Genomic DNA, 17062 nt, shown 5'->3' with positions numbered 1-17062 from the left:
GGTCCACCGCCGAGACGGCGGACCAGCCCATCACCGTGAAACGCGGGCGGGACTACGCGTCGCGGACCACCGTGAACGGGTACTTCACGGTGCCGCTCGCGGTCGGAGCGGAGACCTCGCCGCGGATGACGGCGACCTCGCTCGTACCGTCGTCACAGCTGATCTCCAGGCTGCGGTACTCCTCGGTGTCCACGCCCGTGGCCGGGCCGGCGACCAGGTCGGAGTTGTTCCACTTCACACCGCCGGCAGTGAGCTCGAAGGTGCCCTTGCCGTGGCCCGTCCAGCCCTCGACGGTCCAGTTCGTCTCGGCCGACTGGGGCGCGGTGAACGCGACGTTGATGGTGTCGCCGCTGGACTTGTCGAAGCTGCCCGAGAAGCTGCCGTTGTAGTCCTGGACCGCCGCGCCGCAGGCGCCGGCCCGGTGTTGCGCCGGCGCGAGGGCGACGGCGGGAGAGGCCACCACGAGCGCGGCGGTGAGGGCGGTGGCACACGCGAGGGGCAGCGCGAGCCGTCGGATTGACATCATGGGGAACGCCTTTCTACTGAATGCACATTGCAGCGGCCGAGGTGGTGCGACAGGCCGTCCGCCCGGACGGACGGCCCGGGACTACTGACGGTTGATCGTGAACGGGATCTCCGCCTTGCCGGAGTCGACGAGGCCGGCGATCGTGGCGACCGTGCTGCTGCCGTTGGCGCACGTGACGCTCACGCTGCGGTAGACCTCGGAGTCCACACCGGTCAGCGCGCCGTCGACGGTGTCGGAGTTCGTCCACTCCGGGCCGGTGGCGCTGAGCTCGTACTCGCCCTTGCCGGAGCCGTTCCAGCCCTGGACGGACCACTGCGTGGTGACCTTCTGCGGCGCGGCGAAGGTGACCGAGAGGGTGGCGGCGGCGTTGTTGTCGAAGGCGCCCGCGAAGGTCCCGTCGTAGTCCGCGGCCGACGCACCACAGGCGGCGCGGTGCGAGGCCGGCGCGCTCGCCACCGCGGGGGTCGCGGCCACCAGCGCGGCGGCGAGGGAGGTGGAGCACAGGACGGCCATCGCAAGCCGTCGGGTTGACGTCATGAGGGAACCCCTTCTTGTTCTACTTCTTGTTCTACGCGAACTGGAACGTGAACGCACAATGTCAACGACTGCCCACGCAAAGGTCGCCCCCGGCCGGAATCCGGACCTCAAAACGACGTGCGCGAACGAAAAGAACTATACCGGGACCTGACTGGGCGTCATGATCGAATCGACTCATCCATTCGCATGAACTCTGCGGAGACGACCATATGGGCTAACAACTCCACTCATACGAAGATCCCCGAGCGAAGATCACGATGCCCTCGACTGGCCTAACGGCGGATACGGCACTGGGCCGAACGGCCTCTAAGGTGGGCGCCAGTCCTGTGCGTAGACGATCTGATGGAGAGCCAAGTGGAGCCCACTACAACCTCGGTGAAAGTCCTGGTCATCGGCGGCGGTCCGGCCGGTTCACTCTCGGCCGCGCTGCTCGCCCGGGCGGGCGTCGACGTCCTCCTGCTGGAGAAGGAGGTGTTCCCCCGCTACCACATCGGGGAGGCCCTCGCCTCCTCCTGCCGAGCCGTCCTGGAGCTCGCCGGAGCCGTGGAGAAGGTGGACGAGTTCGGCTTCATGAACAAGCACGGCGGACTGTTCCGCTGGGGCGCCGAGAAGGACTGGTGTGCGGACTGGACCGAGATGTTCGGGCCCGAAGTACGTTCCTGGTCCGTCGACCGGTCGGAATTCGACCACCTGCTGCTGAACAATGCCTCGGATCAGGGTGCCAGGGTCGTCCAGAACGCCGCCGTCAAGCGGATCGTCTTCGAGGGCGACCGCCCGGTGGCCGCCGAGTGGGTCAGCGGTGACGCCCCCGACCAGCTGCACACCACCAGCTTCGACTACGTGGTCGACGCCTCCGGCCGGGCCGGTGTCCTCACTGCCCAGCACTTCCGCAACCGCACCCGGCACGAGGTCTTCCGCAACGTGGCGATCTGGGGCTACTGGGACGGCGAGGAGCTGCTGCCGGACACCCCCCAGGGCGGCAGCAACATCATCTCCTCCCCGGACGGCTGGTACTGGGTCATCCCGCTGCGCGGCGGCCGCCGCAGCGTCGGCTTCGTCATGCACGAGACGGCCTTCCGCGAGCGGCGCCGCGACCACGACTCCCTCGAAGGGCTGCTCACCGCGCTGGTCGAGGAGTCGGACACGGTCCGCTCGCTGCTCGACGGCGACACCCGGATCTCGGACGCCAAGGTCGAGCAGGACTACTCCTACGTCTCCGCCGACTTCTGCGGCCCGGGCTACTTCGTGGCCGGCGACGCGGCCTGCTTCCTCGACCCGCTGCTCTCCAGCGGGGTGCACCTGGCCTCGTACAGCGCCCTGCTCGCCGCCGCCTCCATCGTCGCCGTCCTCGACGGCGAGGTGGCCGAGAGCGAGGCGAACGCGTTCTACGAGTCGCTCTACCGCCACAGTTACACCCGGATGCTCGCCATGGTGGCCCGGATGTACGACCAGTACCAGGGCCAGGCCGGCTACTTCTGGCTCGCGCAGAAGCTCACCGGCACGCCCGCCGAGCAGGCGATCACGCCCAACGCGGCCTTCGTCGAGATCGTCGGCGGCATCTCCGACCTCTACGACGCCCAGCACGGCAGGGGGCCCGCCGAGTCGACTGCGGCCGCCAACGAGGACAACCTCCACCTGGTCGAGCTCCTGCCGCGCGACCTCTACGACACCGACTCCCAGCTGCGCCTGGTCACCTCCCCCCGGCTCGGCCTGCGGCGCGAGCAGGCCGACACCGCCCGGGTCCGGCCGCCGCGTCCCGCCGCCGACGCCGACCTGACCACGTCGAGGTGACGACAGCCATGACCACGAAGTCCCAGGTGCACCTGGTGGACCTGACCACCATCGCCGGCGCCACCTACAGCCCCACGCTGGGCTATCTGCAGGCAGCTGCCCAGGCCGTCCCCGAGGTCGCGGACCGCTGCACGTTCACCCGGCACGCCCTGCTCTCCCGCGGGCCGGTCTTCGAGCAAGCCTGCGAGCAGGTCCTCGCCGCGCTGGACGATCCGCTGGTCGTCGCGTTCACCGTCTACTTCTGGAACCGGGCCAAGTCCGTCGAACTCGCCCGCCGGGTCAAGCTGGCCTGGCCGAACTGCCGGATCGTGATGGGCGGCAACGACGTCAGCTACCAGCAGGACGCGCTCTTCGCCGAGGCGCCCTGGACGGACGTCCTGGTGCACGGGGACGGCGAGTTCCGCTTCGTCGAACTGCTCCGCGCCCTGCTGGACGACCGCGCGGACCTCGCCTCGATCGACGGGCTCAGCTACTGGTCGGGCACCGGCGCCGACCGGCAGGTGCTCACCACCCGGGCCGCCGACCGGATCACCGACCTGGCCACCGTGCCCTCGCCGATCTCGGTCTACTCGGACGCCGAACTGGCCACCACCACCCTGCTGGTGTACGAGACCAACCGGGGCTGCCCCTACAGCTGCGCGTTCTGCTACTGGGGTGGCGCGACCAACTCCAAGGTCCGCCAGTTCCCGATGGAGCGGATCGCCGCCGACCTCGACCGGATCATCCGGCTGGCCGGTCCGCACATGATGCTCGCCCTGGCCGACGCCAACTTCGGCATCCTGCCCCGCGACGTCGAGATCGCCCAACTGCTCGTGGACACCTGCCAGAAGTACGACAAGCGGGTCGACTTCTTCGTCACCTGGGCGAAGAACTGCAACAAGCGGATCGTCCAGATGGCCGGCCTGCTGCGGGACGGCGGGCTGCTGGCGCCGGTGACACTGTCGGCGCAGTCCTTCAGCCCCACCGCGCTCGAACTGGGCAACCGCTCCAACATCCGCCCCGACCACTTCCGCATCCTCCAGGCCGAGTTCCGCGACCTGGGCATCCCCACCTACACCGACCTGATCTGGGGGATGCCCGGCGAGACCTACGACAGCTTCCTCACCGGCACCGAAGAGGTGCTCAGCGCGGGCGGCGCGCCGATCATCTTCCCGCTGCTCCTGCTGAACAACACCGACTACACCCGGGAGAAGTTCAAGCAGGAGCAGAAGATCGTGGTCCGCCGGCTCCCGGTGGACGTCAGCGACCCGGAGCTGACCGGCGAGACCGTGGTGGCCCACGCCACCATGACCGAGGAGGAGTGGCTGCGCGGACTGGAGTTCCGGTTCTGCCTCTACCTCTTCCAGAAGTCCCTGCTGCGCTGCACGCTGCGGCTGCTGAACTCCGTTTCGGACGTCCGGGTGGTCGACCTGTGCGAACTGCTGCGCGAGTTCCTCTTCGAGGACTCCCCCGACCCGGTGGCCCACGCGATCGCCGTCAACTACCGGCGCTCCTGGCAGCAGCCCGAGTTGATCGACCGCCGGCTGATCGAGGACGAACTCGCCATCGAGGTCGGCAGCGGCGAGCTGTACGGTCGCCAGGAGACCCACTACGAGGCGCTGCTGCACCGCCTGGTCCGGGACGCCGACGGCCTGGAGCGCTTCCTGGAGGCGGCCGTCGCCGTGCTGCTGCGCTCACTGCCCGCTCACTCCCGCCCGGACGACGCAGACCTGCGCGCCGCCCTGGAACTGGACCTCGCCGCCGGCGGGGTCTTCCGCTCGATGATCACCGGCCAGGCCGAGCACCAGGACTTCCGCATCTCCGCCGACCTGATGACCCTGCTCCGCGACGCCGGCGACCTGCCCCCCGACCTCAGCTGCCCCGCCGGTGGCGAGGTCGCCGGCCGGATCGGCGCGGCACCCGTCCACCTGGAGGACTTCCAACCCAGCTACTCCTTCAGCCGCTTCGTCGTCCTGGTCTGGCGCGGCCTGGTCTCCCCCCTGCGCGAGGCCGCCGTCGACTGGACTGCGACTGACAGCCTCACCCCGGCCTGAGCTGTGCAGATGCCTGCCGACGAGTGACTCGTCGGCAGGCATTCGTTCTCACTGAACAGTGGTGAGTTCTCCCTGTTCAATGGCGTCGCGCAGGACGGCGGCGAAGTCCTCAGGCAACAGCTTGACGGTGTCAAGGGCAGCGGTGGTCAGCGGGATCTCCTCCAACAGGTACTCGCCGCGGCCTTCCTGGCTGAACTCGGGGCCGGTACGGTCCTCGAAGTTCCACTTGTCGACGGTGGCGAGGTAGAAGTCCTGGCGTTCGCCGTCGGTCTCGATGGTGTGCAGGAGGCGGACGATCTGGGCTTCGCCGCCAGTCTCCTCGCGGACTTCGCGACGCAGAGCGTCCTCGCGGCTGGCGTCGGTGGCTTCGATCTTGCCGCCGACGATGACCCAGTACGGCGGGATGCCGGGGCGGATGCGCTTGATGAGAAGCAGGGTGTTGTTCGGAGTGAGGAGGACGGCTCGGACACGCGCTTGCATGGTGGTCTGCTTTCTCTGTGGCGTTGCGGAGTTGGTCAGTTGAGGATCCATCCCCCGTCGACGTGCAACGACTGGCCGGTGACGAACGATGCGGCCGGAGCAGCGAGGAAGGCGACAGCCGCCGCGACGTCCTCCGGTCGGCCACGGCGCGGGACGCACTGGCGTCGGATCTGGTCCTCGGGTCGGGCACGGTGGTGGGTGGGCAGTGCGTTCTCCGCTTCGACCTGGATGGCTCCCGGCAGGACAGTGTTCACGCAGATGCCGTCGGCTCCAAGTTCCCTGGCCAGCGAGCGGGTCAGGCCGATCAGCCCGGCCTTGGCGGTGCTGTAGGCGGTGAGTCCGGCGCGTCCGACGCGGGCGTTGACGCTGCCGATGTTGACGATCCGGCCCCACCGGCGATCGGCCATGCTCGGTGTGACGGCCCAACAGACCCGGTAGTGGATAGTCAGATTGGTCTCGATGGCGTGGTCCCACTCGGTCTGGCCGAGCTGGTCCCACGGGATGCGCGGGTAGGCGCCCGCGTTGTTGACCAGGATGTCCACGGGGCCGAGTTCGGATTCGACCTGGCTGGTCATCATGGCGACGGCGTGCGGGTCGGTGAGGTCAGCGCTGATCTCGATGCCGGTACGGCCTTCGCGGCGCACGTGGGTGAGGACGGCGCGGGCTTGGGTGATCTGGGCGAGGTGGTTGACGGCGACCGTCGCACCGGCGGCGGCCAAGGCGCGGACGATGGCGGCGCCGATGCCGGTGGCGCCACCGGTCACCAGGGCCACGCGTCCCTGGAGAGGAAGGGCGGCGAGGGGCAGGTCATACAGCGCTGGTGTGGTCATTGTCGTTCCCATCCTTTGGATTGGACGGCTGGTAGCGGTCGGTGCGGGTAAAGGTCTCGCCGATCGTCCCGGGGTCCTGGGCCTCGGCGAGCTTGGCCAGCAGCAGGAGCAGGTCGCCTGCGGCGAGCCGAGCGGGCGGGAACACGCCGAGGATGCGCACGGCGAGGAAGTGCCGGATCTCGGCGAGGAAGCCGTCCGGGCTCAGGCCGGCGGCCTTGGCGAGGTCGGTCCTGATCCGGTCGGCGAGGCGGGTGATCGCGGCCTCACGCCCTCGGCCGGCTGGCCAGGTGTAGCGCATGTCCAGGTGCCGGTGGTGTGCGGAGTGCTCGACGTGGGTGAGGTGCGGTGTGGTGCAGGGCGGCAGGTGCAGGTGGAGCGTGCGGGCGTACACGTCGGGCTGGTAGGTCGGCACCAGCCAGCCGCCCATGGCCAACAGGTACCAGAGCAGATTGGCGATCTCGCCGACGAGGGTGTTGCGTCCGGCGTACTCGAAGTCGAGCCAGCACAGCGGGTCGGCGATGTTGGGCTCGGTTGGATCGCCTTGGGTGAGCGCAGTGTTCCAGCGGCTGTCAGGCCGCAGACCCGCGCGGGCGGCGAGGACGATCTGCGGCAGGTCGAGCCGCAACCGCAGGTCGTTGACCACGAGTTCGTAGCCGGTGAGTTCGGTCAGTGGCAGCGGTGTGCCGGTGGGCGAAGCGGGGATGCTGAGGCCTGCTCCGCCCAGGTACCAGGTGTCGATCCGGCCGCCGGGGCGGATGCGGTCGGTGTAGAGGCCCGGGACGCAGACCGACAGCCGTTCGCTGCGGCCTGTGGCCTCGACTGCCGCGAGGAGGCTGTCACAGACGGCGTCGATCAGCGCCTCGACGCGCGGGGCGATGGCCGGGTCGCGGTCGGCGACGGCAATGAGGTCGCCGAGCAGTACGTCGCACCGGCCACCCGCGAACACGTCCTGGTAGGCAACGAGGTGGCGGTCAGTCAATCGGGTCCGGCCCAGAAGGTCGGGCACCGGCAGGTGGCCCGCGACCTGCTGCCAACCGTTGGTCTCGGCCTCGGCGGCGGCCGGGGCGAGCACCTTTCGGAAGACCCTGTTCGTCCGTGGCTGTTGGGTGTTCACCGGCGGCTCGTGGGCAGAGCCAGGGTGGACAGCCAGTGGCTGAGAACGGTGCTGGCCAGCTCCGCCGCAGCGTCGCGATCGTCGCGGGCCTGGTGCCGCAGGTCCGCTCGGGTGCCCGGCTCGCGCTCCAGGAAGGCGGTCAAAGCATCGTCGTCGGAGGGGCACTCGGTGCCCTCGAAGCGGAGCATCACCTTGGCGAGCAGAGTAGTGATCTTAAACAGCGCCCGCAGGTCAGGGGCGCCCTTGAGAAGTTGGCGTCGGATTTCCACAGCCGCCTGGACGCCGGCCTCGACACTGGCAGCCACGTCTGCGGCCAAGTCCGGGGCGGGCAGCGCCAGGCCGGGGCGGCACCACAGCGGGGCGAGGGAGCCGGAACCGATCAGCGAAAGGACATGCAGCAGGCGGGAGGTGACCATGCCGGTGCGGCACTCGTTCTGCGTGAGGACCGTGATGCCGAGCTTGACGCCACCGAGTTCGGCTTCCAGCTCGGCGAGTTCCCGTCGCAGCCGGGGCAGCCCGGCCTGTTCGGCGACCACGAAGACGTCCAGGTCGCTCCAGCCGTGCTGGTACTTGCCGCGCGCTCCGCTGCCGGTGACCGCGAGGAGGTCGATGATCGCCGGGGTCTTCGTGGTGCGGTCCAACAGGGCGGACAGGTAGGACTCCAGGTTGACGGGCAGGCCGAGGCTGTTGACCGGTGCCGTGGCCGGGTGCCGCATCGGCCAACGGTCCGCCAGGGCGATCCCGTCCAGGCGCCGTTCCAACTGGAGGCGGGTGCCGTCGTTGTGGATGATCTCGTGGGCGAGCGTGGAGATCGCCGCCGCGCCCCGACGGGCCTTTACGGCGTCGCGCTCCACCACGTCGGCCGGTCCTGACGTGCCGCGCTTCTCCCGTACGTCGGGCGCGGTGTCCAAATAGAGGACGGTCAGCTGTCGGCCGAGCAGGCGCCGCAGTTCGGCGGTCGCGTCGTGGTCGTGCAGCGACTCGATGGTCACTCGGTCCAGGAAGTGGTGGGCCGAGCAGAACCGGTCGAGTCCGTCGACGAGGAGTTCGGCCCGCACGATGGCGCTGATCCGGTATGGGTCGGCGATCCCGACCCGATGGGCGGCGTCCTCGATGAGGTGCCCGATCTTGAGGCGGCCGTAGCCGTGGTGCGTGCGCAGGTACTCGCCCGCCGTACTCTTGCCGCTCTCGGACATCCCTCCGAGAGCGACCACCCGGACCTCGGGTAGGGCACGCGGTGGCACGACAGGGTTGAACGGGTGCAGGTGGCGGCGGATCTCGTCCTGCACGGCGATCACCCGGCGCTCGCCGAGGACGACAGTGTGGGCGAACCGGCCCTCACGCACCAGGCGGTGGATCTGCTGGTGGAGGTGGCGCTGGTAGTCCGCGTACGTGGGGGTAACGCTCCGCTCGTGGGAGAGGCTGCGGGCGGTGCCGATCACCGGATCGTCGTCGTGCAGCAGGACGATGCCGTACTCACCGGCCTCGGCTGCCCGCAGATCGTCACTGAAGGGCTCCAGCAGCGCGCGGGCTCGGTCGGCGGCCTGGTCTGCGTCGAGCTGTTCGCGGACGGCCACGGTAGCGGCGAGGGAGGCTTCCAGCATGGGGATGCCCCGGTCCATCAGTCGGATCGACGTCCTGACGGGCGTGCGGGCGCGCTCCAGGTAGGAGCTGGCGAGCACGTCGGCGACCTCCCCGACCGACCCGTTGCCGAACCACCAGGCGGCCATGCCCTTGTCCTTGATGGCGGCCCAGCGCGGGTCGTGGGCGTCCAGCGGGCCGGTGACCAGCGCGTCAGGGCCGATCCTGCGGGCCAGGATGCCGATCTGCTTGGTCTTGCCGGTGTTGTCCGGCCCGCTGAAGGCGATCGTGGCGGGCGGGATGTGGTTCGGGTCGTGCTCGGCGATGGACACGAGATTCCTCCACGGGAGTGCTGTCCTGCGTTGGTGAAGCGGTGGGACGGTCCCGTCCGGGGTCTGCAAGCGCTGATCGCGGCAGACCCCGGACGGGTTGAGTGCGGAGCGGCTACCGCCCGGCAGGGCCCGGCGGCTGCGGGACCGGCGGGGCCGGAGGAGCGGGCGGCGGGGGCGACGGAGGCTGCGGGGCCTCCAAGGTCGGTGTACTGGTTCGCGGCATGGCGAATCGCCTCTCGGTGAAGGGGTGGTAGTCCGTCCCGGCGGAGGGCCGGGCGGCTGGTGGTGCAGGGGCCTACGGCCCCGATGGCGGAGCGTGGCGCCGCCGGGCCTCGTGCGGGCTGGGCGTGCGCACGGCCAGCCGGAACGAGGAGATCAAGGAGGGTCAGGCGGTGGTGCTGCTCACTGCGGTCCGACCGCGATATCTGCCCAAACCGTCTTGCCCCTGGCCTCCAGGTCGGCGCCCCACCGCACGGTCAGGGCCCCGACCAGGTGCAGGCCACGACCTGACTCGTCGCCAGGTCCGGAGCCGACCACCACCGGAAGCGCCCGCGAGCCGTCCCGGACGGAGACCCGCACGACCGGCCCGGTGGTGGTGGCGACCAGGGCGACTGCAACGGTCATCCTGGTCCGGCAACCGGTCTTCGCAGCGTTGGCCGCGAACTCACTGACAACCAGCTCGGTGTCCTCCACGAGACCGGCCAGGTCCCACTCCAGCAACGTGTCCCGGACCAGTCGGCGAGCCAGGGCCGCCGACTGCGGCTCGTAGGGCAGCAATGCGACCGCAGGCCCAGTGGTGTGGTCATCAGTTCCCGGCGACAGCACGGTGGTCATGGGGTCCGCTCCTGGTCAACAGGGCCGACACCCTGGGCAGCGGGGGCTGTCCGGGCGGCAGCGATCGGATGCAGCCGCCCGGGAAACACCCCACAGTCGACGTCGACTTGCGACCCCAGGCAGCTGACACCAAGTCAACTCCCGTTCCTTCGTCCAAGGAGCTGCCATGGAGGTCCTGTTGTCTTTACCGTGTTTACTGCGCACCAACGGCGAGAAGGGGCACTCCATGGCCGCACCCGTGACGAACCACAAGCTCGAAGCAGCGATCACCGATGCGGAGATAACGTTCGACGGACTCGCACGTGGCGTGGTCATGGTGGCGGCCGAGGTCGGCATACACCTGCGGACCAACCCTTCGACGGTCCACAAGTGGCTGCGTGGAGCCGACCCGGACGGCGACACCCCTGCCTTCATCTGCGAGGCCCTGTTCCGCAGGACGGGACGGAGCTACACCCCCGCCGAACTCGGGCTACGGTCGGTGGAAGAATCCGACCCGGGCCTCGGGCTGACCATCGGGCCGGACCCGGTGGGCGTCCTCGCGAGGGTGTGGAGAGCTGATTTGGACCGTCGAAAGTTCCTGGCCGCGTCAGCGTTCTCCGTTGCCGCGATGCACCTACCCCTGGAGTACGTGCAGGAGAACGCCGAACGGACCGCTGCCGTCCGCCGTGGCTCGGTGGCCGGGACGGCCGAGGTCGCTGCCGTCCGCGACATGATCAGCATGTTCACCGAGATCGACGAACGCCACGGCGGCCAGCACGGCCGATCCGCCCTGATCCAGTACCTGCACTCCGACGTGGCCGCCCTGTGCCGAGGCACTTTCCGTACGCACGAGGACCGTCAGCAGATGCTGTCGGCGGCAGCCGTCGGCGTCCATCTGGCCGGCTGGAAGGCGTACGACGCCGGAGAACAGGGCCTCGCCCAGCGGTATTACCACCAGTCGTACGCCCTTGCGGTCGAGTCGGGCGTTGTCGGGCACGACGCCTTCGTCCTGCGGACCCTGGCGCAGCAGGGCATGAGGCTCCATCACCCCACCAAGACGATCGCGCTGTCCGACACGGCGCTCTCCCGCGTGGTCGGCCGAGTCGACGCGGCGACCGAAGCCCTGTTCACCGTGACCCACGCGCACGGCCTGGCGTCCACCAATCAACGCCGGGCGGCCGTCCAGGCTGTCCAGCGGGCCCGGGACCTGCTGGATGCCGCCGACACCGACGACATGCCGTACTGGGCGCGCTCCTGGGGGCCGGCCCGCGCGACCGTGAACTCCCGCAGTGCGAAGGTCTTCTCCCGCCTCGGCGACCGCAAGGGGGCAGCGGAGAACTACGCGGCGGCTGCGGCAACACGGCCTGCCGGCACGTACGCCCGCATCCAGGCACTCGACCTGGTGGCCCAGGCCAAGATGGAGCTGGCCGACGGCGGGATCGAGCAGGCCTGCGGCACCTGGCACCGGGCACTCGACAGCATGGCGGGCGTCCGGTCCGTCCGGACCCGCCGCGCGGTGCTGGAGATGCGCAAGAACCTGGCCCAGTTCAAGATCCGTGGGATCTCGGCAGCCCAGGAGTTGGACGAGCGCGCCGCTGTCTTCCTGGTCTGACCACGAGAGTCGGGAGGATCTCGTAGACCCGTTCGCTCGGTGGCGAACGGGTCTACAGACTGTTCGGACTCCGGCTAGGAGGTGAGTCGTCGCGTCAGGCGCAGGCCCTGGGCGGGGGTCAGGTGCGGGAGGTAGGCCTTGCCGATGGCGCGGGTGATGCCGGGCAGGGCTGCCGGGTCGGGGTAGGCCATGTACAGCGGGCGGTACTCGGGCTGGAACTTGGCCTTGAACGCGAGCAACGACCGGAAGCCGTAGACCGGTTCGAGTATTCCGCCCATCCCGTCGAGCATCCGCTGAAGTGCCTTGGGCGGCTCGTCCTGCTCGGAGCGGTCGGAGCGGGCCAGCGGAGCGCCGGAGAGGCTGAGGAATCGGGCGCCCTCCTCCTGGAAGGTGAGGGCGGCCGAGGCGATCAGGAACTCCATGACGCCCCGGAACCCGTCCGCGCGCCGGCGCATGAAGTCCAGCGTCCAGCCCACCGGTTGGCCGTCCTCGTAGACCGGCATCCAGCTGGTGAGCCCGTGCACCACGCGGTCGGCGTCGACCGCGACCAGCACCCGCACGGCCGGATCGGCCAGTTCGTCCAGGCCCCCGAGGGTGAACCCCATCTCCGGCAGGCCCTTCTCGCTGACCCACTCCTCGGAGATCGACCGGATCTGGTCGCGGATGGCGAGCGGCGCGTCGCGGTAGCTCCACCACTCGGCGGTGATGCCCTCGCGCTGCGCCTTGTTGAGCGAGGTGCGGATGTCCTGCCACTTGCGGCCGGTGAAGGCGAGGTCGGGCAGGGCGACCACGGTGTCCTCGGCGACCTGGAGCGAGCGCCAGCCCAACTCCTCGGCTGCTGCCAGGGTTTGCGGGGTGACACTGTAGAAGCAGGGTGTCCAGCCGCGGGCGTCGCAGTAGCGCGCGAAGCCCGCCACCGCCCGCCCGCGGGCGTCCGGTTCGCCGAACGGGTCGCCGGTGGTCAGCGCGACCGTGGCGAGCCCCAGCCCGGACAGCACCCGGTACGGCACGGCGGCCCGCCCGCCCTCGTCGAACCAGTAGTGGTTGCCCTCCCAGGTCGCGATGAACGAGAGCGTCGATCCCCCGTGCGCGGTGAGCAGCGCGCGGGCCCGGGCGGCGTCCTCCGCGTCGACGTGCACCCGGGGGCGGCTGAAGACGACCAGCAGGACGCCCAACGCGACGGCCCAGAAGAGCAGTCCGCAGAAGATCTCCAGGGACTGCGCGGTGCCGCCGACCGCGATCGGGCGGTCCGGCAGCAGGTCGCCGTACGCGGGCGGCAGCAGCTCGGCGGGCAGGCCGACCACCAGGCGCAGCAGCGTGGTGCCGGGTTCGTACTGGTCGCGGACCAGTCGGCCGATGCCGGTGTAGGCGTCGCAACTCACCAGCAGCGCACCGCAGATCGCGGCGGCCGACCGGCGGGCGTCCCGGCGGCGCAGCCGCTGGCCGAAGCGCCGGCGGGTGGCCAGCAGCAGGGCCAGTATCAGGACGGGCAGCAGCAGCGACTCTCCGATCACCTCATAGAGGTAGCGGGTGTAGCCCTCACTGACCGAATCGCCGTAGGAGAGCGCGAGCACCCGGCCGATGACGCCCGTCCAGAGCAGCTCGGCGACGATCGTGATCCACCAGGCCGACCGAAGTCCGCGCCGCAGCCCGCCGGCGAGCACCAGCAGCAGGCCGGGGACCAGCGCCGCCATCAGCCGGCCCGGGGAGGCGTAGAAGCGCTGCACCGAGTGCACCCGGGCGCAGGCACGGACGGATTCGTCGCAGGCGTCGGCGATGTCCTGGGCGCTCGGGACGTGCGAGAAGTAGAGGTCGCCCAGGCTGTTGAACGGGCCGCCGGCGTCCTGGTAGAGCGAGGCGACCAGCGGCCCGAGCGCGGTGGCCGCCACGCAGAGCGCGACCAGCACCCGGGCCTCGGTGTGCGAGACCCGGCGCGGCAGGGCCGGCCCGCGGCGGTAGAGCAGTGCGCCGACGACCAGCCCGACCAGCACCGCGGCGACCCGCTGCACGCCCGGCAGATGACCGACGTAGAGCATCATCACCAGCGGGACGAGCACCACGAGCAGCCGCAGCCGGCGGCGCCAGAGCACGGTGAGCCGGAAGCTGAGCACGGCGGCCAGCCCGAGGATCCCGGTGAGCGGGCCGACCGTCAGCTGGTCCTGGATGTCCAGCGTCCACTGCAACTGAGCGGCCATGCCGAGCCGGACGGCGCCGATGCCCAGCAGAGCGCCGAGCACCTGGGTGCCGAGCAGCACCGCGGCGCTGAGCCGGGTGCCCAGCCGCCGCTCGGCGACCGGCCCGATCGCCAGCAGCAGCACGCTGGTGACCACGTACGAGCTGAGGCCCGAGCACCAGAGCAGCGAGGTGGCCGGGCTCCACCAGTGGCCGTCGGCGAGCGCGGGCAGGCCGGTGGCGACCCGTTCGGCCAGCTGGGCGGCCACCCGGTGCGTGATGCTGCCGCTGGCGGCCCCGACCACCCACAGCAGCACCAGCAGCGTGAGGGTCAGCGGCGCGCCGCGCAGCCGGGCCAGGCACGCGCCCAGCCGCGGCCACCGACCCTGGTAGCCGGCCTCGGGGCACGGGAGCACGGGGAGTGTCCCGGTCACGGGAGGATTCCCGTCTGCCGGGCCAGCCACGGGATGTTCCCGCCCAGTGCCGCGCGGAAGGTGCCCCAGTCGTGGCCGCCGGGGACGGTCCCGAAGGTCGCCTTCATGCCGGCCTTGACGGCGGCCGCGTACGCCGTCTCCTGCTGCGGACGGAACTCGCCGTCGCTCGCGCCGGCCACGAAGGAGGCGGCCGTGTCGGGGAAGCTCTGCCGGGCCATCACGTGCAGCGGGTCGACGGCGTCGAAGGCCGCCTCGTCGCCGCCGAACGCCTGGTCCACGGTCTTGCCGTGGCTGCCCAGGGTGGGTTCGCTCTGGCCCGAGATGTCCAGGAAGGAGCCGTACACCTGCGGGGCGTTGACGGCGAGTTGCAGGGAGCAGGTCCCGCCCAGCGAGAGCCCGCCGATCGCCCGGGCGGTGCGCCCGGTGGCGGTCTGCAGACGGGTGGCGATCCAGTCGGGGACGTCCTGGGCCAGATAGGTCTGCTCGTTGGCGATCCTGGAGTCCATGCAGAGCGTGTTGTTCCAGAGCGAGCCGATCTGGTCGACCACCACCACGATCGGGGCCAGGCCCTGGTGGTCCGCGGCGAAGGCGTCCATCTGGTCCTGGAGCCCGCCCGCGCCGACCCAGTCCACCGGGGAGCCGGGCTCGCCGGCCATCAGCACCAGGACGGGCAGCAGCGGACGCGGGCTCATCCGGTAAGCGGGCGGCAGGTAGACGTAGGCGTCGCGGGCCTTGAAGCCGGACTTGACGCCCGGGATCGCGGCGGTGGAGATGGTGCCCGCGGCCGGTATCCGCGAGGTCGGGTGCCAGACCTCCGCGAGCGGCCGGCCGGGCGGCGCGGCCACCGTGTGCGGCTCCCAGGCCGTGGTCAGCGCGGTGGTCCGGCCGATCCAGGGGTCCAGCAGGACCCGCGAGGTGGGGTACTGGTCGAAGAGCCGGTTGATCTGCGAGAGCGACATCAGCATCACCAGGGCGGCGCCGAGCACGGCGGCGGCCCGGATGCGCCGACGCGCGCCGGGTATCCGGAACGCGGCCAGGCACACCCCGAGGACGCCGACGCCCGCCCAGAGCGTGACCCGGTGCGGCAGCCGGTCGGGCAGCGGCTGCCACCAGTCGTCCACCGCGACCTGCAGCAGCACCGCCGATGCGGCGCCCAGCGCCACGGCCAGCGGGAGGCGCCGGCTCCACCAGCGGCTGCGGCGCGAGGCGGCCAGCGCGATCAGCGCGGCCAGTCCCCCCGCCAGGACGAGGTGCGGAACCACCCCGTGGGTCAGGGACCAGTCGAGCGGGTTCCACCCCGCTGTCGGCCGGCTCATCGTGCTCCTTCTTCGGGGTGTCCACCGTTCTCGACCCGCTTCTCGCGCAGGTCACAGGCATTGTCCGAGGTGGTAGATGAGATTTTGGTGAGGACGGTTCCCTGACGGATCGATAGTGTTCACCGACACATTTTGTGATCATCTGAACGGGGAACTGCTGCAGCCCGGGGATCCGGGCACCTCGCAACGTCGGCCGGTCCGCCCCCGTCGGGATCGGGCCGGCCGACGTCGCTCAGGTGCGGTCCGGCACCCGGCCCAGGGTGCGGATCGGGCGGGCGAGCAGCAGGGCGGTGGCGGTGAGGAGCGCGGACACCGCGCCGACCAGCAGCACCCCGTGGGTGCCGAACGCCCTGACGGCGGGACCGGCCAGCGCGCTGCCGACCGGGTACAGGCCGACCGAGCCCGCGACCTCGTAGGCGTGGACGCGGTTGAGAACCTCGCCCGGCACCTGGGTCTGCACGCTGGTGGCCCACATCACGCCCCAGACGCCGATCCCGGCCCCGACCACGACCTGGGCGGCGGCGAGCAGCCAGACCGGCCAGCCGAGCACGATGCCCAGCGGGTAGAGCGGGTAGGCCATCATCGCCACGGCCCCGGCGGCGAGCGGCCGCCGGGGCTTGAAGCGGATCGCCAGCAGACCGCCGGCCACCGTGCCCGCGCCGAGCGCGCAGTTGATCAGCCCGAAGGCGGTGGCACCGTGGGCGGGCACGATCACCCCGGCGGCGATCGACAGCTGCGGCCCCCAGGAGAGCACGGCGAAGAACATCCAGATCACGATCACGCCCCAGAGCCAGCTGCGGGCGCGGAACTCCTGCCAGCCGACCACCAGGTTGCGCCACAGGCTCTCGCCGGCCGGCGGGGCGGGCGCCACCCCGAGCCGCAGCGCGAACAGGCAGAGGGCGCTGGTCCCGTAGGCGACGGCGGAGATCACCATCACCCAGCCGGTGGAGGCGGTGCCGACCAGCAGACCGGCCAGCGCCGGGCCGCCCAGCCCGGTGAGCGCCTCGGAGATCCGCAGCACCCCGTTGGCGCCCTGCACGTCGCGGGCCACCAGCGGGACGGTGGAGGAGGCGCCCGGCTGGAACATCGCGTTGGCGGTGCCGGCGACCATCAGCAATGCGTACAGCTGCCAGAGGTGGTCGATGCCGTGCAGGAAGAGGAAGGCGAGCAGCACCTGGGTGGTGAGGTTGGTGAGGTCGGCGCCGATCATCATCCGGCGGGCGGTGAAGCGGTCGGCGAGCACGCCGCCGAAGAGCACCAGCGCGGCGAACGGGCCCACCAGGAACGCCATCGCGTACCCCGCCGAGCTCAGTCCGTACCCGGCGCGGAGCAGCCCGGCCGAGACCGCGACCGGCAGCATGGCCCAGCTGAGCAGGCCCGCGCTGCGGGCGGTGAAGTAGAACCGGAAGTTGCGGGACCAGATCGCCGGTTGTTGATCGGGCAGAGCCGCTGTGCGGTCGGTCAGGAGTTCTTCCATGGGGGTGCGATCCT

At 70.7% G+C, this 17062-nt stretch carries 13 protein-coding genes; 3 read left to right on the top strand and 10 right to left on the bottom strand.

The features are described 5' to 3' along the window. Window positions 1-52: 52 nt before the first annotated feature. Together P3T37_RS02995 and P3T37_RS02990 are read right to left on the bottom strand one after the other, a co-directional pair. The gene (locus tag P3T37_RS02995; RefSeq protein WP_280721802.1) at window positions 53-526 is read right to left on the bottom strand and encodes a hypothetical protein; all 474 of its coding nucleotides are present in this window, start codon (window positions 524-526) and stop codon (window positions 53-55) included. Between the two features lie 81 nt (window positions 527-607). Beyond that, a complete protein-coding gene (locus P3T37_RS02990) occupies window positions 608-1063 on the bottom strand; it encodes a hypothetical protein (protein WP_280721801.1) in 456 nt (151 codons plus the stop codon). Between the two features lie 354 nt (window positions 1064-1417). Between P3T37_RS02990 and P3T37_RS02985 the strand changes: the two genes are divergently transcribed. Both P3T37_RS02985 and P3T37_RS02980 read left to right on the top strand, forming a co-directional pair. Next, entirely contained in the window at window positions 1418-2854 is a 1437-nt protein-coding gene (locus P3T37_RS02985; protein WP_280721800.1) for an NAD(P)/FAD-dependent oxidoreductase, read from the top strand. An 8-nt stretch (window positions 2855-2862) separates the two neighbouring features. Then, a complete protein-coding gene (locus tag P3T37_RS02980; protein ID WP_280721799.1) occupies window positions 2863-4887 on the top strand; it encodes a radical SAM protein in 2025 nt (674 codons plus the stop codon). A gap of 48 nt (window positions 4888-4935) precedes the next feature. On the opposite strand, the gene P3T37_RS02975 is transcribed toward P3T37_RS02980, so the two are convergent. From P3T37_RS02975 to P3T37_RS02955, 5 genes are all read right to left on the bottom strand, one after another. After that, window positions 4936-5418: an NUDIX domain-containing protein gene (locus tag P3T37_RS02975; protein ID WP_348533207.1), complete on the bottom strand. Its 483-nt coding sequence runs from the start codon at window positions 5416-5418 to the stop codon at window positions 4936-4938. After that, window positions 5403-6197, bottom strand: coding sequence for a 3-oxoacyl-ACP reductase FabG (gene fabG / locus P3T37_RS02970; RefSeq protein WP_280721798.1), 795 nt, complete (start codon window positions 6195-6197; stop codon window positions 5403-5405). The genes P3T37_RS02975 and fabG overlap by 16 nt, the downstream gene beginning before the upstream one ends. Then, a complete protein-coding gene (locus tag P3T37_RS02965; protein ID WP_280721797.1) occupies window positions 6175-7311 on the bottom strand; it encodes a hypothetical protein in 1137 nt (378 codons plus the stop codon). Before P3T37_RS02965 ends, fabG begins: the two co-directional genes overlap by 23 nt. Continuing rightward, on the bottom strand, window positions 7308-9224 hold the full coding sequence (locus P3T37_RS02960; protein WP_280721796.1) for a nucleotidyltransferase domain-containing protein: 1917 nt from the start codon (window positions 9222-9224) through the stop codon (window positions 7308-7310). The genes P3T37_RS02965 and P3T37_RS02960 overlap by 4 nt, the downstream gene beginning before the upstream one ends. Window positions 9225-9626: 402 nt before the next feature. Further along, a complete protein-coding gene (locus tag P3T37_RS02955; protein WP_280721795.1) occupies window positions 9627-10058 on the bottom strand; it encodes an ATP-binding protein in 432 nt (143 codons plus the stop codon). A 166-nt stretch (window positions 10059-10224) separates the two neighbouring features. Between P3T37_RS02955 and P3T37_RS02950 the strand changes: the two genes are divergently transcribed. After that, window positions 10225-11649, top strand: coding sequence for a hypothetical protein (locus P3T37_RS02950; RefSeq protein ID WP_280721794.1), 1425 nt, complete (start codon window positions 10225-10227; stop codon window positions 11647-11649). Window positions 11650-11723: 74 nt separating this feature from the next. Here P3T37_RS02950 and P3T37_RS02945 read toward each other — a convergent pair whose 3' ends face one another. The 3 genes from P3T37_RS02945 to P3T37_RS02935 form a co-directional block, all read right to left on the bottom strand. Continuing rightward, on the bottom strand, window positions 11724-14255 hold the full coding sequence (locus P3T37_RS02945; protein ID WP_280721793.1) for a DUF2156 domain-containing protein: 2532 nt from the start codon (window positions 14253-14255) through the stop codon (window positions 11724-11726). Then, window positions 14252-15571 (bottom strand): alpha/beta hydrolase-fold protein, encoded by a 1320-nt coding sequence (locus P3T37_RS02940; RefSeq protein WP_280721792.1) that lies wholly within the window; start codon window positions 15569-15571, stop codon window positions 14252-14254. The genes P3T37_RS02945 and P3T37_RS02940 overlap by 4 nt, the downstream gene beginning before the upstream one ends. Window positions 15572-15803: 232 nt before the next feature. Next, window positions 15804-17048, bottom strand: a complete 1245-nt coding sequence (locus P3T37_RS02935; protein WP_280721791.1) for an MFS transporter — start codon at window positions 17046-17048, stop codon at window positions 15804-15806. Window positions 17049-17062: the final 14 nt, after the last annotated feature.

Source organism: Kitasatospora sp. MAA4, from assembly GCF_029893355.1.
In the GTDB taxonomy this organism is placed as follows: Bacteria; Actinomycetota; Actinomycetes; order Streptomycetales; family Streptomycetaceae; genus Kitasatospora.
This window is presented reverse-complemented; position numbering and strand designations above follow the sequence as displayed.